12 protein-coding genes are annotated in these 21,372 nt (G+C 57.2%); 7 read left to right on the forward strand and 5 right to left on the reverse strand.

The features are described 5' to 3' along the window. Positions 1-2 precede the first annotated feature (2 nt). The 4 genes from VN622_08565 to VN622_08580 all read right to left on the reverse strand — a co-directional run bounded on the left by VN622_08565 (position 3) and on the right by VN622_08580 (position 7,420). Positions 3-3,629, reverse strand: a complete 3,627-nt coding sequence (locus tag VN622_08565; protein ID HWR35903.1) for a nitrate reductase subunit alpha — start codon at positions 3,627-3,629, stop codon at positions 3-5. A 14-nt stretch (positions 3,630-3,643) separates the two neighbouring features. Further along, positions 3,644-4,477 carry a c-type cytochrome gene (locus VN622_08570; GenBank protein ID HWR35904.1) on the reverse strand — a complete coding sequence of 278 codons (834 nt, stop codon included), beginning with the start codon at positions 4,475-4,477 and terminating at the stop codon, positions 3,644-3,646. Between the two features lie 58 nt (positions 4,478-4,535). Then, entirely contained in the window at positions 4,536-4,976 is a 441-nt protein-coding gene (locus VN622_08575; GenBank protein HWR35905.1) for an Rrf2 family transcriptional regulator, read from the reverse strand. A 620-nt stretch (positions 4,977-5,596) separates the two neighbouring features. Further along, positions 5,597-7,420, reverse strand: coding sequence for a TonB-dependent receptor (locus VN622_08580; protein HWR35906.1), 1,824 nt, complete (start codon positions 7,418-7,420; stop codon positions 5,597-5,599). Positions 7,421-7,804: 384 nt separating this feature from the next. On the opposite strand from VN622_08580, the gene VN622_08585 reads away from it, so the two are divergent. From VN622_08585 to VN622_08615, 7 genes are all read left to right on the forward strand, one after another. Continuing rightward, positions 7,805-9,004: a GAF domain-containing SpoIIE family protein phosphatase gene (locus VN622_08585; protein ID HWR35907.1), complete on the forward strand. Its 1,200-nt coding sequence runs from the start codon at positions 7,805-7,807 to the stop codon at positions 9,002-9,004. A gap of 137 nt (positions 9,005-9,141) precedes the next feature. Continuing rightward, a complete protein-coding gene (locus tag VN622_08590) occupies positions 9,142-9,849 on the forward strand; it encodes an aspartate/glutamate racemase family protein (GenBank protein HWR35908.1) in 708 nt (235 codons plus the stop codon). A gap of 116 nt (positions 9,850-9,965) precedes the next feature. Then, positions 9,966-10,781, forward strand: a complete 816-nt coding sequence (locus tag VN622_08595; protein HWR35909.1) for a DUF169 domain-containing protein — start codon at positions 9,966-9,968, stop codon at positions 10,779-10,781. Between the two features lie 560 nt (positions 10,782-11,341). Continuing rightward, positions 11,342-11,971, forward strand: coding sequence for a TetR/AcrR family transcriptional regulator (locus VN622_08600; protein HWR35910.1), 630 nt, complete (start codon positions 11,342-11,344; stop codon positions 11,969-11,971). Between the two features lie 4 nt (positions 11,972-11,975). After that, positions 11,976-13,346 (forward strand): TolC family protein, encoded by a 1,371-nt coding sequence (locus VN622_08605; GenBank protein HWR35911.1) that lies wholly within the window; start codon positions 11,976-11,978, stop codon positions 13,344-13,346. Further along, a complete protein-coding gene (locus VN622_08610; GenBank protein HWR35912.1) occupies positions 13,347-14,456 on the forward strand; it encodes an efflux RND transporter periplasmic adaptor subunit in 1,110 nt (369 codons plus the stop codon). 2 nt (positions 14,457-14,458) lie between these two features. Beyond that, on the forward strand, positions 14,459-18,010 hold the full coding sequence (locus tag VN622_08615; GenBank protein HWR35913.1) for an efflux RND transporter permease subunit: 3,552 nt from the start codon (positions 14,459-14,461) through the stop codon (positions 18,008-18,010). 659 nt (positions 18,011-18,669) lie between these two features. Here VN622_08615 and VN622_08620 read toward each other — a convergent pair. Beyond that, on the reverse strand, positions 18,670-21,186 hold the full coding sequence (locus VN622_08620; protein ID HWR35914.1) for a zinc-dependent metalloprotease: 2,517 nt from the start codon (positions 21,184-21,186) through the stop codon (positions 18,670-18,672). Between the last annotated feature and the right edge of the window lie 186 nt (positions 21,187-21,372).

Here is a 21,372-nt window from a genome sequence, read left to right on the forward strand (position 1 = left end):
CGTTACCACTTCAGGTCCGGCAGTTTGCGCACAAGAACGTGCGTGTCGCGATTGCAACCGATCGGTCCCCAATAATTGAAATGAAAAGTGAATTGACCGTAACCTCCGCACATCAGGTTCGGCTTGAGTCGCGTGCGCGTGAGGCTGTTGTGTCCGCCGGCGCGTTTATTACCACGCAGAGGCGATGTCGGCACAGAGTAGGTGCGTTCCGGTGAGTGATACTGGATGCAGATGCCGCGCGGAATGCGTGCGCTCACCGCCGCTCTCGTGACTACGACGCCGTTGTCGTTATGCACCTCGACCCAGTCGTTGTCCTCAATGAAGATTTCGGCCGCATCTTTGTCGTTTATCCAGAACGGTTCCACACCGCGCGAAAGAGTCGTCATTCGCTGGTTGTCGCCATACGTCGAGTGAATGTGCCATTTGCCGTGCGGCGTCAAATAATTCAGCATCTTGGTCGCGTTGTCGGGCAGGCTGTAGCAGATGTCGTTGTACTGCACCGGAAGCGGCTTGGGCTTGTATGTCGGAAGGTGTTCGCCGAAGTCGATATACAACGGATGGTCGAGATAGAGATGCTGTCGGCCCGTCAGCGTTCGCCACGGTACCATGCATTCCACGTTATAGGTGAATGGCGAATACGCTCTGCCGTTCTCTGTGAGCCCAGACCACATTGGACTGTTAATGAAGCGCCGGGGCTGTGCCTGCAGGTCCTTGAAGGTCACTCGCGTTCCACGATTGCGCTCCGCAAGGTGTACCAGCGGAACTCCGGCTTTCTCCTCGATGTTCTTGTAGGAGCGATAGGCCAGTTCGCCATTTGTTACTGTGGCGAAGCGCAAGATCAGGTTGCAAACATGCTCATCTTCGAGCACCGATGGATATTTATTTCCGTTCCATTCCACCGTTGGGCATTCGCGTATTGCCGTCTTGTATTCGTCTTTAACTTCATAATGCGTGCCGTGCGCGCCCAATCCGTTGGCAGCCACCTGCGGTCCGAACGAAATGTACTGGTTGTAGAGATTCTTGTAATCACGTTCCACAACCTTAAGACCCGGCATGGTCTTGCCGGGAATCGCCTCGCACTCACCCTTCGTCCAGTCCTTGATCTCAACTTGGGCGATCTCCGCCGCCGTGTCGTGCGCCAACGGTGTGGCCACGATGTCGCGAACCGGTTCCGGAAAATGTTTCGGCGCCAACTCGGAAAACTTCTTCGCAACCGCACGGAAAATTTGCCAGTCGCTCTTCGATTCCCACGAGGGCGGCACAGCCGGGGACAGCGGATGAATGAAGCTGTGCATGTCGGTCGAGTTCAAGTCGGCTTTCTCATAGAACGTCGCGGCCGGAAGCACGATGTCCGAGTACAGCGCCGACGTGTCCATTCGGAAGTTAAGATCGACGACGAGATCCATCTTCCCTTCCGGCGCCTCCTTGTGCCACACCACGTCCTCAACGCTGCCTTCCGCCATGTCTTTCGAGATCAGGTTTGAGTGGGTGCCGAGATAGTGCTTCAAGAAGTACTCGTGCCCCTTCGCGCTGGCCAGGAGCGCGTTGCCGCGCCAAATGAACCACACACGCGGCCAGTTCTCTGGCGCGTCGGGATCTTCGACCGCAAACTTCAGGTTCTTGTTCTTGAGTTGCCGGACCGTAAAGTCGACGATCTCTTCGTTGCTGTGCGCCCCAGCGGCTTCGGCTTCGCGCACGAGTTCAAGAGAACTCTTGTTGAACTGCGGATAGAAAGGTAGCCAGCCTGATCTGACAGCCCGGACTTGCAAGTCCATCGTGTGGCCTTTAGCAAGCGAACTGTTTCCGTTTATCTGAGGCACCGTGTGATAGTCGGTGAACGAGCGCTCGTACCGCCACTGATCGGTATTGACGTAGTGCCAGCTCGGCGCATTCTGCAACCGGGAAGCGGGCACCCAATCTTTGCCGAATGCCAGCGCACCCCAGGATTCGCCGGGCGCCAGTTTTTCCTGCCCAACGTAATGCGCAAGGCCGCCACCGTTTACGCCGATACATCCGCAGAATATGAGCGAATGGATTGCCGCCCGGTACATCAGATTGCCGTGATACCAGTGGTTGATTCCGGCACCGATGATGACCGTGCACTTGCCATTCGTCGCCTCGGCCGTGTTTGCCCACTCGCGTGCAAAGCGGATCAGCATCTGCCGTCCCATGCCGGTGTACTTCTCCGCCCACGCGGGCGTATACGCCTGGGACTCGTCGTCGTAGTCAGCCGGATAGTCGCCCGCCAGCCCACGCGATACTCCGTACTGCGCAAACAACAGGTCGTAAACCGTCGCAACGGTCACCGTACCGCCATCCGCAGTTTCCAGTCGCCGCACAGGGACACACCGCTTCACCCGGCGTCCTTCGCCAAAATCGTCGAATGAAACCGCCGCCACGTGGTCGCGATCATCCAGGAATGTCAATGCCGGATCGATCTCCGTACCGTCCACTCCATCTTTCAGCAGCAGGTTCCACTTACCTTTTTCCTTTCCCCAGCGAAATCCGGAACTGCCCATTGGCATCTTCGGGCGGCCGTCCTTCGTGTCCCACATGAGGAACTTCCACTCGCCATTCTCGGTGCCCTCGTACCCGCGCAATCGATTGGCATGCAGCAGTCTCCCTGCACGAAACTCGCCGTCCACCTCGTTGATCTCTACCAGGTATGGCGAGTCCGTGTACTTCTTTGCGTAATCGAGGAAGTATGGCGTCTGCTTCTGGTGATGAAATTCATGAAGAATGACGTGGTTTACCGCCATCCACCACGCGCCATCCTGACCGGCGTTGATCGCCACCCATTCGTCCGCGTACTTCGAAACCTGCGCAAAGTCTGGCGTGAAGACCCACATCTTCGAGCCGTTGTGCCGCGCCTCGGCAGCGAAGTGGCAATCAGGCGTACGGGTCATGTTGAGGTTCGAGCCCATCACGGCGAGCAGCTTTGAGTTGTACCAATCCGCCGACTCTTGCACATCTGTCTGCTCTCCCCATGTCTCGGGCGAAGCTGGCGGCAAATCGCAGTACCAGTCGTAGAACGAAAGCGAAACAGCGCCCATGAGCTGCAACATCCTGGCGCCACCGGCGTAGCTGATCATGGACATCGCTGGAATGGGAGAGAAGCCTGCGATCCGATCCGGACCCCATTTCTTGATCGTGTAGATCTGCGCGGCAGCCATCAGCTCGAGTACTGTGTCCCAGTCGGCGCGCCGGAATCCTCCCTTGCCTCGCGCACGCTGCCAACGTCGTCGAGCTTCGGGATTTTCGACCAGCGACTTCCATGCATCGACCGGATCTTCATGCTGTGCGCGCGCCTCAAGCCACAAATCCAGCAACGCCCCCCGGGTATAGGGATATTTCACGCGCAAAGGACTGTAGAGATACCAGGAATACGAAATGCCTCTCTGGCATCCTCGGGGCTCATAGGGCGGCAGGCCCGATTCCAGCATGGGATAATCGAGGCCCTGCATCTCCCACGTCACAATGCCGTCTTTCACATGGATCTGCCACGAACACCCACCCGTACAGTTCACGCCGTGTGTCGAGCGCACGATTTTGTCGTGCTGCCACCGATTCCGGTAAAACTCTTCCCAACTTCTCAGCCGAGGGTCAACTTCATCCTTGATCCAGGAAATCGCGTCGCGCGTCTTCACTCTTCACCTCGCTTCTTATGTACTAACTGGCGGCGCACGCCGCGGAATCGCTTTTTCCAAATCCCATCCAGCACGACAAGCCCGATGAGCGTTCCACCGAGTCCTATTAGCAGGAAATTCAACCGAGCGGCCGTGTTGTCAGAACCGCCTTTTTTCGCGCCATCCTCGAAGTACGCAAGCAGCGGAAGAATGTCGTCGCCGTGCAGCGGAGTCTTACCGAAAACCGGCGTCATTGTGGGACTTGCCGGATTCACTAACCACGCGCCCAGTCCTTTGCGGCCTTGCAGGCGTTCGTACACAAGCGTCAGGTCCGGACCGAGGCGTCCGCCGCTTAGTCCTCCCAGCCCTCGCATCGTGTGGCACGACACGCAGGCAGGTCCGCCGTTCTTGAGCTGTTGTGTGCCAGTGAAGATTGCGCGCCCCATCTCTATGTCGCGAGCAGTGAATGGCCGATCACTGATCTGGGTTCCTGCGAATTGTGACTTTGGGAGCTTGGATTCCGCGTCGATGAGGTCTAGCAGAGCTTGCGTGCGCGCCGTGTCTAGACCCAGTGTCGGCATGACGACACCTTGCGCGTCGCGTTGCAGTTGCACTGCGTAGGCGTCGCCGCTGTCGATGACAGACTTCGGGGCCTGAATGAACTGGGCCAGCCACGCCCGGTCCTTCCGTTGAGTCACGTTCTTCAGATCTGGACCGACGAGGCGTCCGCCTCCGACTGTGTGACAACTCGCGCAACTCTGACGGAAGTAGTCAGCTGGCGGAACAGCCTGAGATTCCGCTTTCACCACGCATAGCAGAATCAGCGCCAGCAGCAAGTTTATATATCGCACGTTCGTTCTATAAGAGCGGAAGCACCCCACTGTGCCCTCCCTTGCGACAATCAAAAACTTACGGTGCAGCTTGAAATGCCTTGGAAGTACCCCTCGAGCCCCGGACCGAAATGTCAGCAAGCGTAGTTTCATCAAGGAACTGTTTGTAGACGTTCCTCACTTGCTGCCATGCCTCGTGCGCTGAACAGGCATCTCTGCCCGTGCATTCTCTCGAACGGCTTAGCAGGCATCCGCACCCCACGCGCGAACCCTCGAACAGTTCCACAATTTCGCTCAACCGGACGCCGTCGGCTGGCTTCTGTAACATGTAGCCGCCACCGGTGCCCCGTGCCGTCGCCACCAGCCCCGCATTCCGGAGCGTCACAAGTATCTTCGCCAGGTAATTGGCCGGAATGTCAGAGCATTCCGCCAGTTCCCTGCCGAGAATCGCGCGTCCGCTTGGTTGTGTTGCCAGCCAGACCATCGCGCGCAACGCGTACTCGGATGTCATCGAGATCATGACCGACCTCTGGATGCGCAAGTCATTAACTACCCATAAATTCCGCTTGCCTGTGACAAAAGTCACGGGTTCGCAATTTTTCGTCTCAGAATCAGAAGTTGATGTATCGAAACACCGGGTGCATGTCGAAGTCGGGCGCAGGCGAGGGACCGGGAAACACAAACAAGTCTTCGGAACGGTACTCTCGCGAAAATCCACACGCCTTACAGTCGACCCGAAACGGCTTCACACGTGGGATATGCCAACTGATCACGTGCGGCGCAGAGATCACCTCAACTAAAGGAAGTTGCCGTTTGCAGTGCGGACACTCCACCCCGAAATACACGGACGTGTCTTCCATTCGGCCCCCGCTTTCCCGCCGTTGCAGATAAGTACGCGGCGGAACAGTTAGTGAATGAAGACGTATGTTGCGGGTAGCTCGAATTTCATCTCTTCGGGCGTGCACTGTTGCTCAAGTCCGCAGTGGGAGCTATGACTTTTGTCACACACGCTCCTGATAAATGCGAGCGGAAGGCGGGCAGCAAGAAAGAACTGGACCACGTTGCATTGCCTGGAGCAACTACACTGGGTTTTCTGGCAGGGATCTCCGCATTCGCTTACAAGTATTCCCACTGCTGGAATTAACGAGCGGTCTTTCCCAGACCTAACCGGAACTCAACTCCAAGCACTATTTGTCTACCGGGCATCCGAACGCCTTGAATCTCCTCGTATCCGGTACTGGTAGCGTTGGTGAGTTGTATGTAGGGACGAAGCGCACCGAACTGGCGCGTTGCTGAGACCTCCATGAGCGGATACGTCGCACGGTCAATACGTTCCGTGACTCCGAGCCGGCTTCGCAGTTCGAGCCGTGCGGGCAGCAAACCTCGCCACTCCAAGGTTCCCTGCTTGACGGGGTGAGTGCTGACGTAGCGTGATTGAAGCCCAGTGAGTGCAGCAGCCTGCGAGCCATGCAGCCACATGCAGGCAAGCTGCAACTCCTGCGATTGGCCTAAGCGTAGCCTGGAGGTTGCTTCAATGCCGGTGAAGTTTAGCCGATCGATGTTTGCCGCCTGCCAGGGAGCCGAACCTGTCGAGCGCACATAATCGATGCCATCCCGAACGCGACGCGTAAAGAGTGTTAACTCACCTGACAATCGTGGGTTGCCATGCCATACCAGGCCGCCCTCATAGCTCCAGGCACTTTCGGCTCGCAAGGCCGGATTACCTTGATTTGCCGGGTCGCGATAGTAGAGGTCTGTGTAGGTTGGCAGCCGAAAGCCGTGCCCGGCCGACGCCCGGAGCTTCACTTTCTCCGACAGTCGATATCCGGCCGAGAGCGTAGGGCTGAACTCGTTGTTTGTCCCTCCGTACAGTTCCTCACGTCCGGCAATCGAGAATGTCCATCGATTCAGGCGAAGATCAAGATTGCCGTAGAAAGCGCCGCGGTTGCGACCGTGATACCCGAGATTGCTGCTGGCAATGTTGTCGCGGTAGCCTTCGACACCATAAAAAAGAGTCAGATTCTCTTTTAGCTCACGGCGCCGTCGCAGTGATGCCTGGAAACTTTCAGTGACGTGGTTGTTCTCGTAGTAGGCGGGATTTTTGCGAGACAAAATGAAAACATCGGTGTGCCGGCGATAGCCGAAATCAACTCTCGTATCTGCGCCCAACTCCTGCTTGGCTCCCACGAACCATCCCTTAGTCCGCTCCCATGAATCGAAATTGCCATAGAACTGGTTTGCTCCAAAAGGCCGGTCACTGAGCCCAAGCAGGACTGTGCTGTCGCCAAGCCTCGTCTTCACGTGGGATTCTGAGGCAATGCCGAGACTACGATAGTCGCGATCGGCCATGAATCCTGTCGAACGCTCTCGCGTGGCGCTAAACCGCTGGGAAAAGTTTTTGCCAGCCAGGGATAGCTGCGCCCGCTGCTGATCCGTCCCGTAGTTCCCTCCTCCGACGGCGAATCGCAATTCGTTCATGCTGGCGGGCGCCGTAATGAAATTCACCACACCGCCGACTGCGTCTGCTCCATACATGGTTGATCCGCTGCCATGCAGAATCTCGACCCGATCCAATGCCTCGAACGGAAGTGGGAGATCCATGTTGTGATGGCTGGATTGGGCGTCGTTGACTCTGAGGCCATCGACCAGTATCAGCGTTTGCTCGAAAGAAGCTCCACGGACCGACAAGTCTGTCTGAATTCCGGGCGCACGCTGTCGCAAATCCAAGGCCGGATCTGCCCGCAGTACATCCACGAAGTTGCGATAGAGCGGAACCCTGAGGCCAACCTCGATGGCATTGACACTGCGATCAGAGTCATTAACCTCAACCGGTTGATAGCTGCCGGTCACGACCACAGTTTCCCGGTGAATCGGCAGATCCTGGGTCTTAGTTACGACCTTGGAGTCCTGCGCAAACACTGTCCCACTGAGCAGAATTAGAGCGACTAAAAGGATGCGATTCATCCCTCTCCCATGCACCGCAGTCAGAGCAGAACCTCGGCGGACGCCAGGCAGGCACTGATCGAGCGATTCTAGAAATCCACCGCGAAAACACACCTCGGCGGGCCAGGGTCCATTGCTGGCGCTAATGTCGGCGGCCAACTGCAAGAGGAATTGATCGGGCGAAGTTACAGTTTACCCTAATCAGCCCGCACTGGCGGGCGGCAGACTAGCTGGCGAGAGCACGTTCAGCGAAGTCCGGCGCAAGAGAAGTTCGTCGCTCCGTTCCGCATCCAGAAAACAGGGTTCGGAATCTAATTCGGGGTGCGATGAAGGGACTTTCCCATGCCGAGCAATGCAACCCATTCTTTTCTTGCCCCGAGCCCCGCAATTTTTCAGCAGCGCCGAGTGGACGTTTTGGTTTCTGTGCAGAAGGCTGCACAAGAAATCAGCTCCATCCTTGAGCTCGACGAGCTCCTCGACACCATCGTCCACCGCATCGCTGTGGAGTTTGGCTGCATCGAGTCCAGCATTCTGCTGGTGGACGGCGACCAATTCCATCTCGCAGCCGTGCATGGCTGCACTCAGTCCCAGAAGGGTGAGCGCTGGCCGGTAACGGAAGGTCTGTCTGGCCAGGTCCTGGCCACCGGCAGGCCCCACTATGCGCCGGATGTCTCGCAGGAACTGCATTACCGCGCATGCGAACCTGAGACGCGTTCCGAGGTCATTATTCCCCTGAAGGTAGGCGAACGCGTGATCGGCGTCTTCGGTGCATCACACCACGAACTGGACGCTTTCCCAAAGGCGCAAGTCGAACTTTTGAAGGCGCTGGCCGGCCACATCGCAGTCGCAGTAGACAACGCGCAGCGAATCAGGCAGGAGCGTCGCCAAACTCAGCATATACGCGACGAACAGGATGAGGCCCGTCGGCTTCAACAGAGCCTCCTCCCGCGCAATACGCTGGCGCTCCCGGGCTTTCAACTCGAGACGGAGTGGATACCGGCTGGCGCCGTCGGTGGCGATTGGTATGACTTCATTCCGCTCAGCGATGGGCGCGTCGCCATCGTCCTCGCCGATGTCTCCGGCAAAGGCATGCCTGCGGCATTGCTGATGGCAGCCGTCCGCGGCATACTTCGTTCGCTCGCGCCTCTCGCCAGCGGTCCGGGCGAGGTGCTGGCTCGAGTCAACCAGTTATTGCTCGACGACGTGCCGACTGGCCGCTACGTAACCATGATCTATGCGCTGCTCGATCCGGAGCGTCGCACGCTCACTTTCGCCAGCGCCGGCCATCCCTGGCCCTTGCTGTGCCATGAGGATGGAGTGCGTCCGCTGCACACCGACGCAGGCCTGCCGCTCGGGTTGCTTCCCAGTCAGTTCACCGAGCACACCCTGACCCTCTGCCATGATTTCCGTCTGCTGTTCTATACCGACGGAATCTCCGAAGCGCTGAATTGCCAGGACCAGGAATTCGGTAGTGCCCGCCTGCACGAATTCATCGCGGCCCACGATTGCAGCGTGTCTCAATTGATGGAAGCCATTCGTCAGTTTGGCGGCGAATGCGGGCTGCACGACGATGCCACGGTGATCCTTCTGCGCAACGCTGCGTAAGACGCAGCGTCAGCACGGCGCGACACAGCGTGGAATGTGTCGCGCCGCTTGCTTTTAGACGCCCGAGGAGCGTGCCTCATCCTCGTCCAATCAGCAACGTACAAGGCTACAATTCCAGGTACTGGAGGTTGTCACTTGTGAAGACCATTGGCCTGGTTGGCGGGATGAGTTGGGAAAGCACGGCGCATTACTACGCGCTGATAAACAAAATGGTAAACGAACGCCTCGGTGGGCACCATTCCGCCAAGCTCCTGCTGTACTCCATCGACTTCGAAGAACTCACGCAACGGACGTTCGCTGACAAGTGGGATGAAGCAGCCGCGATCATGGTAGACGCGGCAAAACGACTCGAACGTGGGGGCGCGGATTTCGTTCTTATCTGCGCCAATACCATGCACATCGCCGCTGAAGAAGTCGAACAGGCAATCGGTATTCCCTTATTGCACATTGCCGATGCGACAGCAGAACGAATCATTGCCCGTGACATCCGGCGCGTGGGACTGCTCGGCACCGCGTTCACCATGGAGCGGGAGTTTTACACGAGCCGTCTGCGCGACAAGTTTGGACTGGCCGTAATGCTGCCTTGTCCGGCCCATCGCAAACTTCTGCATCGTGTCATCGTTGACGAACTCGTTTACGGTGTTGTGAATCCCGAATCGAAAGCAAAGCTGCGCGAGGTCATCGCAGAACTAATCGCGTCTGGTGCGGAAGGCATTATTCTCGGCTGCACTGAGTTGATGATGATTCTGGAGCAAGCGGATAGCGCCGTCCCCATGTTCGACACCACGACCATTCACAGCGAAGCAGCGGTAGAACACGCGCTGGCCTGCACCGCAGCCGTGTAAGAGGACGTTGGACAAACATTCGCGGCGAGCCCGGGTGCACGCAATCCCGGTGACTGCCGTCACATCTTGTCCACAAGCGCATTGCTACGATCAACTCATCGGCAAGGGAGAGCACCATGCAAAGCAAAATCGCTGGGGCGATCGGACTCAAGACAAATCCAGTGGTTCTCACCTGGGCTGATTCGGCGCCCGAGTCGGCGCTTCGCTTCAAGCCCGGCGCTTGGGGATGCGTCGTAAGTCTCATCGCCGGCGTTGCCGCAAAGGGCAAGGTCGCGGCCTTCGACCGCCACACCTATGGCTGCTGGGGAGGCGGTGTCGGTCTTGGCTTCGGCAATCAATACGAAGCCTTCCCGGGCGGCATTGAGTGCCTCTGCCGCTTCCTCTCCGACGGAAACCAATCCGACCCCATCGGCAAACAAATCGGGGAACAAATGGCCCAAGGGGCCGGAGCACGTCTTGCCGATAACTTCTTGCTTGGCGAGCGCTACATCAAAGACCAGCAGCGCACACATAGCTTTCTGGATTCCATGCCGATGCGTGACATCGGAGATAAGTTCGTAGTATTCAAGCCGCTCGAGCAACTCGATCCGGCCCATGATGACGTCAAGAGCGTCACCTTCTTCGTTGAGCCTGACGCGCTCTCAGCGCTCGTCGTTCTCGCCAACTACGCCCGCCCGCAGACAGAGAATGTCGGCATTCCATGGGCCGCTGGATGTCAGGTGATCGGCATTTACTCTTGCCAGGAACTCGAACGCGATCATCCGCGCGCTCTCATTGGCATGACCGATCTTTCCGCGCGCAAGAACGTCCGCGCATCACTCGGCAAATACATCGCCTCCTTTACCGTCCCCTGGCCACTGTTCCTCAAAATGGAGAACAACGTGGAAGGCAGCTTCCTGCAACGAGAAACCTGGCACAGCCTGGCAGACTGAGGGGACGAACTGGCATTAGAACTAGCGGAAATGGCGGTAACCGCTCGCGCCGAGAGTAACACTTCAACATAGACTCAGTCAGCTTGGCCTCGAACTTTTGCCAACCTCCGCCGTCGCGAAGCATCTTTCAAGTCCGCACGGCACCGACGTACAGTAACAACGGCCCAGATGCAATTTGAAGGACAAGCCCCGCATCTCAACGCAAAGCGATATAGGGGTCGAGGTTAGCCTATTTTCGGAATCTGGGCCACCAGCCACATTCTCCACAGTCCTTTGTTGGAAGCGCATCTTCAAAGAGCGTGCAAAAGGCTCGCTTCACTTTCAGCCAAAATGCTACTGCGCTGCAACCCGGCTGACATTGTCTCCCAAATGTACTTCTCCTCGAAATTGACTACTTCCGGCACAGTCGCGGGAGCATGGCGGGAGAATACCCCGGCAGTTCCGTGCACAAAAATTATTATGGCGGGGCGGGAGAGATGCCGCTGAAGTGGTCTCAACCCGTGCCGCTTTGCTATACTCCGGGATATGCGAGTAACTACTCGTAAAAGTGTTTTCGCGGCATGAAAAGTAAATCAGCTCCAACACAACCATTCCGCCGCGAGCGTGGCAGGAAAAGGGTTGAATCGCTTCTCCGGTCAGCGGAGCGCGTCTTCGCCGAGGTCGGATATGAGCGGGCCACGACGAATCTCATTGCCGAACGCGCCTCGGCTTCGCCCGGTACGCTCTATCAGTTCTTCAGCAACAAGCAGGAGATGGCGGAGGAGATCGCACACCGCTATGCCAAACGCCTGCGCGCCATTCAGAGCGAGACCATGGTGGCCCTTGAACCTCGCCATCCACACAAAGAGATTGACCGGGTGGTCGACGCGTACCTTGAGTTCCTGCGCGCCGCACCAGCTTTCGGCATGCTGCTGGAAACAATTGAGATTTCGCGAGAAGTGAGCGCGGTTCGGAAGATTCTCCTTGATTCTGCAATTCAGTGGATTACTCAGATCATCGCGGCACTTGTGCCCGATCGATCAAAGGCGGATCAACGACTCCATGCGGAAGTATGCGTCATGATCTTCCGCGGGATGACCCCGATGCTGGTGGATCGAAACACTCGGAAAACAGCCAGGGCAGTTGCAGAAGTCAAGAAGGTAATCCATCGTTATCTCGCTCCGGTCCTGGCTGAACACTCATCGAGATAGAACAATGAAACCAACTCATCTCCCGACATTCCTGATCTGCCTGGTTCTCCTGAACGTGGCTGGTGTGCGAGCGCAGAACCCGCAGTCCTCGAGCGCAACGGGCGCGACGGCCACTCCGGTGATCACAGTTGACGAGGCCGTTAGTCTGGCTCTTGCGAACAATCGCCTGATCAAAAACGCGATGCTCGAAGCAGACAAATATGATTTCCGCATCAGCAGCATCAAGAGCCGGCGACTGCCGGAGTTCCAGATATCTGCTCTGCAATCCGAGTTGCTGCATCCGATCGACTTCACCTTCCAGCGCGGCGTTTTCGGGGTATTCCCCGGGATTGGGCCGGTGCCAGCCACGAACACGAATATTCGTACGCCTGCGCGCCTGAATACGCTCGCGATGGCAGCAATGAACCAGCCATTGACACAGCAGTACAAGATTGGCCTTGGGATACGCGCGCAGGAACTTGCGCGTGATGTTGCGCGAGAGGAGTTGCGCGCGCAGCGGCAGCGAGTGGCCAATCAGGTCCGTGCCGCGTATTACGACCTGGTCGCGACGAGTGCGGGACTGGAAGCTGCACGCCACTCTGTGAAGACATTGCAGGAAGTAAAACGTGTCACGACGCAGTACGAGGCCGAGCAGGCCGTGTTGAAGGCAGACGTGCTCCAGGTGCAGGCTCGGCTTGCGAAACAGGAATACCAGTTAGTGGTAGCCGAGAACGGAATGAAAACACAGTCCGAGCACATGAACCAATTGCTTGGTCGTGACCTCGCCACGGAGTTTCGCTTCGCCGGCATTCCAGAGGAAAGTGACCGCGAACTATCGCTGGAGTCTGCCCGCCAGCAAGCTGCCGACAACCGTCCGGAACTGCGGCAGGCGAACCTGAAAAAGCGATTAGCGGAATACGACCGGAGGATTGCAAAGGCTGACTACATCCCGAACGTCAGCCTGACCGTTCGCTACCTTGGAATCCGAAGCATAGAGGTGTTGCCGGGCAATGCCGGTGCTGCCGGCCTGTATTTCTCCTGGGAACCATTTGATTGGGGTCGGCGGCGAAACGCGATTGCCGAGAAGAGCAAAACAGTCGAGCAGGCGGCGAACGGTATCCGGGAAATTGAGTCGCAAATCGCGGTAGAGGTCGGAATGCGATTTCGAAAATGGAGCGAGGCCGTGGCGAAGGTAAAGGCAAACCGTGCCGCGAAAGATGCCGCTGGCGAACAGTTACGGGTTGTCACCAACAAATTCAAAGAACAAGCAGCGCTCGTAAAGGATGTTCTACAGGCTGAAGCCCAGAGCGCCGACGCCGGGTTCCAGTACCAGCAAGCGCTGTCGGAATACTGGAGCGCGCTGGCTGATCTGCGTAAAGCCATGGGAGAAGAGTAAATGAGAGCGACTGCCGCCTGTTTAACGGCCGCGTTATTTCTCTGTGCATGCCATTCCAACAAACCGGTGCCGCAACCTCCGCAGGCCGTGCAAGTACAAGAAGTACAAACGACTTCCGGCCGCGGCACGGACGCCAGATTTTCTGCGCTTGTGTTGCCGGATTCCCAAGTGGCGCTGGCGTTTCGCGTTCCTGGATACATCACATCGCTCGGTACGGTGCGAGGGCAGGATGGAAGTTTCCGCGAGATCGCCGAAGGGGATCGAGTTGCGAAGGGAATAACACTCGCCAGACTCCGCCCTTCCGAATACCGGAAGAAGCTCCAGCAAGCGACTTCGCAGACAGAGGCGGCTGGAGCTGTGGCCCAGAAGGCAAAGCTTGACTTCGAGCGCGCGACGAGGCTGTACGCCAGCCAGAGCATCACCAGGCCCGAGTACGATGCCGCCCGCGCTCAGTACGATGCCACCCAGGCCCAGGCGCGTGGAGCACACGCACAAAAAGGAGAGGCTGAAATCGCGTTGCGCGATGCCACGCTGAACTCTCCGATCTCCGGGGACATCGTTAAGAAAAACGTGGAGGTCGGTTCGCTGGTGGGTTCCGGAACGCTGGCGTTCGTGGTCGCGAACACCGACAGGGTGAAGGTTGTTGTCGGCGTTCCAGACTTGACAGTGCAATCGCTGAAGGTTGGATTGCCGGTGACGATCGCGGCCGAAGCGTTACCGAATCGCACCTTCGACGCAAAGATCAGCCGAATCGCGTCGGCAGCGGACCCCAAGACAAGGAACTTCGACGTAGAAGTCGCGATCCCGAACTTGCGGCACGCTCTGAAGGCAGGCATGATCGCTTCGCTTCAACTCGCGACAAGCGCCCCGAGTTCCGCGACAACCGTTGTTCCGATCTCGGCCATTGTTCAGTCATCCAAGGGCACGTACGGCGTATTCATTGTTGCGAAAGAGAATGGAGCGAACGTAGCACGCTTGCGTACGGTCGATGTGGGCGAGGTACTCGGAAGCGATATCGAGGTGAGTCGCGGCCTGGAGAAGGGTGACACCATCGTCACGACCGGAGCAACCGTCCTTAAAGACGGCCAGCAAGTGGAGGTCCTGAGGTAGCCATGGACCAGCAGAAGCAGGGGCGCAATCCGGCCAGATTTTTCGTCCAGAACCGGCAGATCGCGTGGGTAGCGCTGTTTGCGACGATCGCATGGGGCATCTACGGCTACCTGGAAATGCCCAAGCGGAAAGATCCTGAAACGCCCGTGCGTGTCGCGGTTGCCCTGTGTCCGTGGCCCGGGATCACCGCCGATAAAGTCGAACAGTTGGTTACGCGCAAGATCGAACAGACAGTTGCGGCCAACTCCAAAGTCGATCGCGTCGAATCGACAACTCAGGACAATGTGTCGGTTGTGTTCGTCCGTCTGCAGGATAGCGTTGAGAACACCGCCGAGCAGTTCCAGGACATCGGCCAGCGGCTAAACCAAATTCGAGACTTGCCGCAGGGCGCCGGTCCCATTCAGTGGGTAAGCGACTTCGGAGATACAGCGGCGCTCATGCTGACCGTTGCCAGCCCAGACGTGCCTGACATAGAAATCGAGCTGCGCGCTCGTGGCGTGCGCCAGGCGATCGAGAGAAGACGCGGCGCAGCAAAAGACCGCACTTCCCTGCTGTACTGCTATCCCACCACCATCACGCCAACGCTGGTTGAACGCCCATTCGCCATATTCGCGCGACAAGCCGAGCAGGACGGCATTGCGCGGGATATACGCAGTGTGTCTGCCGGCAGTTGCTCTGGAGTGGACGTCCTCAGCAACGCCAGTGACGATCAACTGCGGGCGTACGGCGAACGGTTCATCAGGGACCATCTCCGTTCCTACGAAATGCACCCAGACGCGTGGGGCCCGATCATCATTCGCGATCCACAGGAGACAAAGACCAGGATCGCCGCTGTCGCTGGCGACCGCTACAGCTACCGCCAGCTTGATGACTTCACGGAAGTGATTCAGAGACATCTTCAGCGCGTCCCGATGGTTGCAAAGGTCACCCGCAGCGGTGTGCTTCCGGAGCAGATTTATCTCGCGTATTCGCAAGAACGTCTCGCCGGTTATGACTTGCAGCCGTCGAAACTCGGTGCCATTCTCGGAGCTCGAAACGTTACAGCACCGGGCGGTATCCTGGAGACCCCATCCCGAAACGTGATGGTCGATCCGACTGCCGACTTCAAGACCGAAAAAGATATCGGCAACGTTGTCGTGGCTGCTTCCGCTTCTGGGACGCCTATTTACCTGCGTGATCTGGTCGACATCGAACGCGCGTATCAGACGCCGGCCCGGTATCTCAACTACATGACGACGCGCGGCCCAGATGGTAGATGGCACCGCAACCGCGCCGTCACTCTCGCTGTCCAAATGCGCGCGGGTGAGCAGATCGCCGCGTTCGGTGAAGCGGTGAACGAAGCGCTAGTTAACGTCAAGCGGCAGTTGCCGCCAGATCTTAAAATTGCTCATACGTCAGATCAGCCTAGGCAGGTTCAAGAGAATGTAAGCCTGCTCATGGATAGCTTGTACGAAGCCATCATCCTGGTGGTAATCGTCGCGCTCGTTGGTTTCTGGGATTGGCGAGCGGCCATGCTGATGGCAGCTTCCATCCCGCTTACGCTGGCCATGGCATTCGGTTTCATACATGCAATCGGAATTGACATCCAGCAGGTATCTATCGCGACACTGATTATTTCGCTGGGGCTACTCGTTGACATGCCCGTCGTCGCCGGTGACGCAATCAAGCGAGAATTAGCTGCGGGCACTCATCGCGATATCGCCGCCTGGATTGGTCCCACAAAACTAGCCAGGGCAATCATCTTCGCAACCATTACGAACATTGTCGCGTATTTACCATTTCTAGCCCTCAGTGGAGATGTGGGTAGATTCCTCCACAGCTTGCCGGTCGTAATGACAAGCACTCTCGTGGCAGCGCTGATTGTGTCGTTCACGTTCGTTCCACTGATTGCGTATTACATCGTCAAGCCGCCCAAAAATCCCGAACTGCCTCTGGCCGAAAGGCGAACACATGGCTTTGCAGGAGCGTACTACCGCATCGGCGACTTCGCATTGGCGCACCGTTGGGCAGTATTTCTCGGATCCCTGCTGCTGCTGGTCATTGGCGGCGCCTTGACAACCACGCTCAAGCCGCAGTTCTTCCCCACGGACCTCTCGTATCTTTCGTACGTTGACGTGTGGCTCCCGGCAGACGCGCCCGCGGGCGCAACCAATGCTGTCGCGCAGCAGGCGGAAAAAGTTATCGCTGAAGAAGCTGAGCAGTTCGGCAAGGAGCATGGCCGGAATGATGTATTACAGAGCCTCACAACCTTTGTTGGAGGTGGAGGTCCCCGCTTCTGGTTCTCCGTTCAACCGGAACAGCAACAACTCAACTATGCGCAGATCATCGTCGAAGTTACAGACAAGCATTTCACTGGACAGCTTGTAGCCCAGATCCAGACCGCGCTCAGCCGGAAGATTCCAGGCGCTCGCATTGACGTGCGGCAACTCGAGACGGGAAAGCCAGTGGGCGTGCCTGTTTCCATTCGCATTTCTGGTACAGATGCTACGGTGCTTCGGCAGTTATCCACCGACTTGCAGGCAATCTTAAGATCTGTCCCGACGGCTACACGCGTGCGCGATGACTGGGGCGAGCCTGCACTGTTAGTGCGACTGAAAGTGGACCCCGATCGCGCGAACCTCTCCGGCATCACGAATCTGGATGTCGCGCTCTCGTCCGCCGCAGGCATGAGCGGATTGCAGGTTTCAACCTTGCGGGAGGGAGACAAGCAAATTCCTATCGCTGCACGGCTGAGGATGGAAGAGCGTGCCGGGGTTGACGATCTTCAGAACCTTTATGTGTACTCGCTCACCAGCACCCAACGCGTGCCGCTGCGTCAGCTCTCGCGCGTTTCGACCGAGATGGCAATGCCGAGGATTGTTCGCCGAAATCAGTTCCGAACGGTAACCGTTTCCGCGTTTCCTGAGCCCGGGATACTGCCATCCCAGGTCCTCTCAGCGACTATGAATCGACTCAATGAATTTCGGCAGAAGCTGCCTCCCGGATATCAACTGGAAATTGGAGGCGAGTACGAGGAGCAACAGAAAGGATTCAAGGAACTCGCGGTAGTGATGGCGATCTCGGTGCTCCTAATCTACTTCGCGCTTGTGATCCAGTTTAAGAGTGCGATCAAGCCGGTTCTGGTTTTTGCTGCCATTCCTTATGGCATGGTAGGCGCCATCGCAGCCTTGGCCGTCATGCGGACGTCGTTCGGATTCATGGCCTTTCTTGGGATAGCGAGTTTGGTGGGCGTCATCGTCAGCCACATCATCGTCCTATTCGACTTTATCGAAGAGGCGCGTGAACGAGGGGAGCCGTTGCGTGAGGGACTACTCGACGCTGGCATCGTTCGTTTAAGGCCTGTGATGATTACCGTTGGCGCAACCGTGTTGGGGCTCGTGCCACTCGCACTCCACGGCGGCCCGCTATGGGAGCCTCTCTGTTACGCCCAGATAGGCGGACTTACGATCGCTACTTTCGTGACGCTGATTCTTGTTCCCGTGCTGTATTCAATCTTTGTTCTGGACCTGAAGTTAATTAAGTGGAGTAATCGGTCTACCTCCAATACTGAGTAGGCGATTCTCGTACCGGGCGTGCTGGGCTGACCAACTCTTGCGATCACGGGGAGACTGTCTGCTGCCACGACACGGCAATCCTGCATCTCACCGAATAGCTGTACGGGGGAGGGCGGATACGATGAGGAAGAAGCTGGCGATCTCGTTGGTCTGTGTGTTTTACGTTCTGCTGGCCAGTCCCCTATTTCCATCTGCCGGTGTCAGGAGTGATCAAGCCGATGGTCATTCCGAAACTCAAGCTCAGTCATGTGGGCTGACCTCAACATCAGCAGAACCGTTTGTGAATGGGGGGACGGGGAGCCTGCGCTCGGATGGCCGATCGGCGACAGACGTGCTCGCCAAGGTTCAAAACACGATACAACACGAGTGCGCATTGTTCTCGGCGCCGCATGCGCTACGGCAGGTGAGGCTAAGTGTGGGAGAGAACCACATTGTAATCTCGGGCACCGTACCAAGCGGAACAGACGAAGAACGGCTGCTCTCGATTGTGCAGGCTTACGCGGACGGGCGCACCGTATTCAACAGGCTGTCGTCGCTCGAACAATCGACGAAGAGTTTGCAACTGCCGGCTCGGTAATTGTTGATGGGCATAAAAATCGGGTGCAGATTTCGCTGCACCCGGGAGGCCATCAATAACGGTTATCAATGGTTAGAAATGACTATTCAAGATCAGGCCAGCAACTCAAAGGATAGCCGAACTCCTCTTGCTGATCAGCAGTGAAATTAGCCCGTGGTGAACGTGCAGGAGCAGCCGCGGGCTGCCGCTTCGGATCCAGTGCCTCCGCAATCTGATCCTGAATATCGTTCAGATGCATGCGGGTCGCAGGATCGGTCGTGCGCGGGAGCGCTGCCTTCAGTTCTCCACGAAGTGCTACCAGGTCGCCTCGGAAGTAAGGCCGAACGCCGGCAGACTTGCTGGATTGCATCTGCTTGGCGAGGTAGTCCACGTAGGATCGCTGGAGGTGGCGGCGGAAGTTATCCACCTTAACCGCGCCGGTTCCGCGCAGTTCTTTCCAGATACCGGTATGGACATCCGAGATCAAGTCAATCGCACTATATCCGGTGTTTCCATTGACGCTTTCCAGATTCTGGAGTCTCTCAATGCGTGCAGGCTCCAGCAACGCCGCGAGCATGTTGGCCTGTATCTCGCTGATCTTTGCTGGTCCTCCCACGGGATTGATCCGGTTGAGGACTTCTGGGTTTAGAAGCAGACGAGGTGCGATGAACGCATTCTCACTGAGGAACTTCACTGCCTCACGCTGCCGCTGCGCAGGAATCGGCGCGTAAATCGTTCCTTCCTGGCCAACATGTTTATTGTTCGAGGAAACACCGCCGACGATCCGAAGCACATGGCCCATCTCTGTGCTCCACTGCCGGAGGACTCGGGTATATAAACCCTGGAGTTCCTCGTAGGGCTCTCCAACATCGTTGCTCGAAGCCGAAATCAACATTTCGGAAACGCGTTCAAGGTTTTTCAGGCCGAGTGCGGTCGACTTCACGGCATCGGAATCGCCCGTAGCTTCTGTCTGCTCGCCAGGATCGAAACCTCTCGTCACGGCAGAGTCGTCGGCATGGCGAAGATAAGGATTCTTCTCCTGCTCCCGTGCCCACGCATTCAAGGTCGGCTTTTCGTCATCCATCGACTTGGCGCCGGGGATCGGTTTGTAGCCCCACGAGATCGCCCATTTGTCATAGGGACCAATGCCCGGGATCAGGTCGTTCACATCAATGCCATCCTCCGGTTGGGCAACATAGTTGAACCGCGAGTAGTCCATCAACGACGGGGTGTGGCCCATCTTGTGAACCCATTCGCGATCACGCAATTTTTCCGCAGGGTACTGTGAGCTGGCCTTCATGTTGTGCCTCAGGCCGAGCGTATGCCCAATCTCATGCGTCACAACATAACCGAGCAGTTTTCCCATCAGATCATCCGGAAGCGGCATCTTCTGCGCGCGCGCATCCAGAGGAGCAACCTGTGAGAAATACATCTGACGCATCAGGTTCAGGATGTTGTGATAGACGAGGATATTGCCGTTCAGTATCTCGCCGGATCGCGGGTCGGCGATGTGCGGTCCTCTCGCATTTTCCGTGGTGGAAGGAATCCATCGAATAATGGTGTTCCGGACGTCTTCCGCGCTCCAGTCGGGATCCTGTTCAGGAGTAGGCGCATCCTTGGCAATAATTGCATTCTTGAATCCCGCCGCCTCGAAGGCAACTTGCCAACTTTCGATAGAAGCCTTGATGTATGGCACCCACTTTTTCGGCGTTGCTGGATCGACGTAATAGACGATTGGCTTCACCGGCTCTGATACCGTGGCATTCGGGTCCTTCTTCTCAAGACGCCAGCGGGCAATGTACTGCTGTTTCACGACCTTCTGCTCGTCGCGGCTAAAATCGATCTTTCTCACATTGAAGTATCCAACGCGATCGTCACTCACCCGGGGCATCATCGGCTTCTCGGGCAGCCTGACCATGCTGGTATGCATGAGGTATGTGGAGCTAATCGTCGACTTGCCCGGCGGCAACCCAGGCGCAGCCGGTATGGTATTCACGACATCGCTTGCAGTGAGGGCGGTCTCGACTTCGATGTTTGCTGGAAAAGTTGCGATTCGACTGATGAAACTCCGCGAAGCGTCAACCTTCCCAAGATCCGTGGGGCCCAGTTCCTTCATGTCCGCGGTGAACATGCTGGTCACATCGATAACAGCAGCCTCATCCGCTCCCCAAGCTTCCACATTGAAAGCCGCATGGATGGTATTGGAATTCGATGCTGCAACGGCTGGAGCAATGGCCGAGCTGGGATCGGCGACCATGTCGAATTTCCGTTCCCGCAAGTAGATCTTGTTATTGTTCCGTTCCCAACGAACCACGCGAGGCCGAGGCCGTTCGCCGCGGTCCATAGGCTGCGGCACACTTGTGAATTGCACAACCCAAAGGAAGTCCTTGTTCAACTCGCTTTTGGGAATTTCGTAGTACCACCGCTGTTTCACCTGGTGGACGGTGAACAACCCGCGCTTTGTCTTCGCTTCCTTGGTAATGACCTTGTCGTAAGGCTTTGGCTCTCCCGCCGAAACCTTTTCTCCAGGACCAGATCGCGGCGTGTCTTCTTTCTGCTCAGACGGGTCCTGCGTGATCGCAGGGCCCTGTGCCACGCAAACGCCCGTTAACAGGGCCATCAAGAGAAAGCGCGCTGCCGCTCTCCAGCATCTTCCTTTTACTCTCAAAATGAATCCTCCTCAGCACAACATGAACCTGTTCAAAATTGCCGCTCACGAAAGACAGCTTGCTCCGGAGCGAAGTTGAAGAAACCCCAGAGACACTCGCTGCTCTCGGGGTCACAAATCCGAGCTAGAGAAGTTGCG

The sequence above is a fragment of the Clostridia bacterium genome, from assembly GCA_035561135.1.
Lineage (GTDB): Bacteria > Acidobacteriota > Terriglobia > Terriglobales > Acidobacteriaceae > DATMYA01.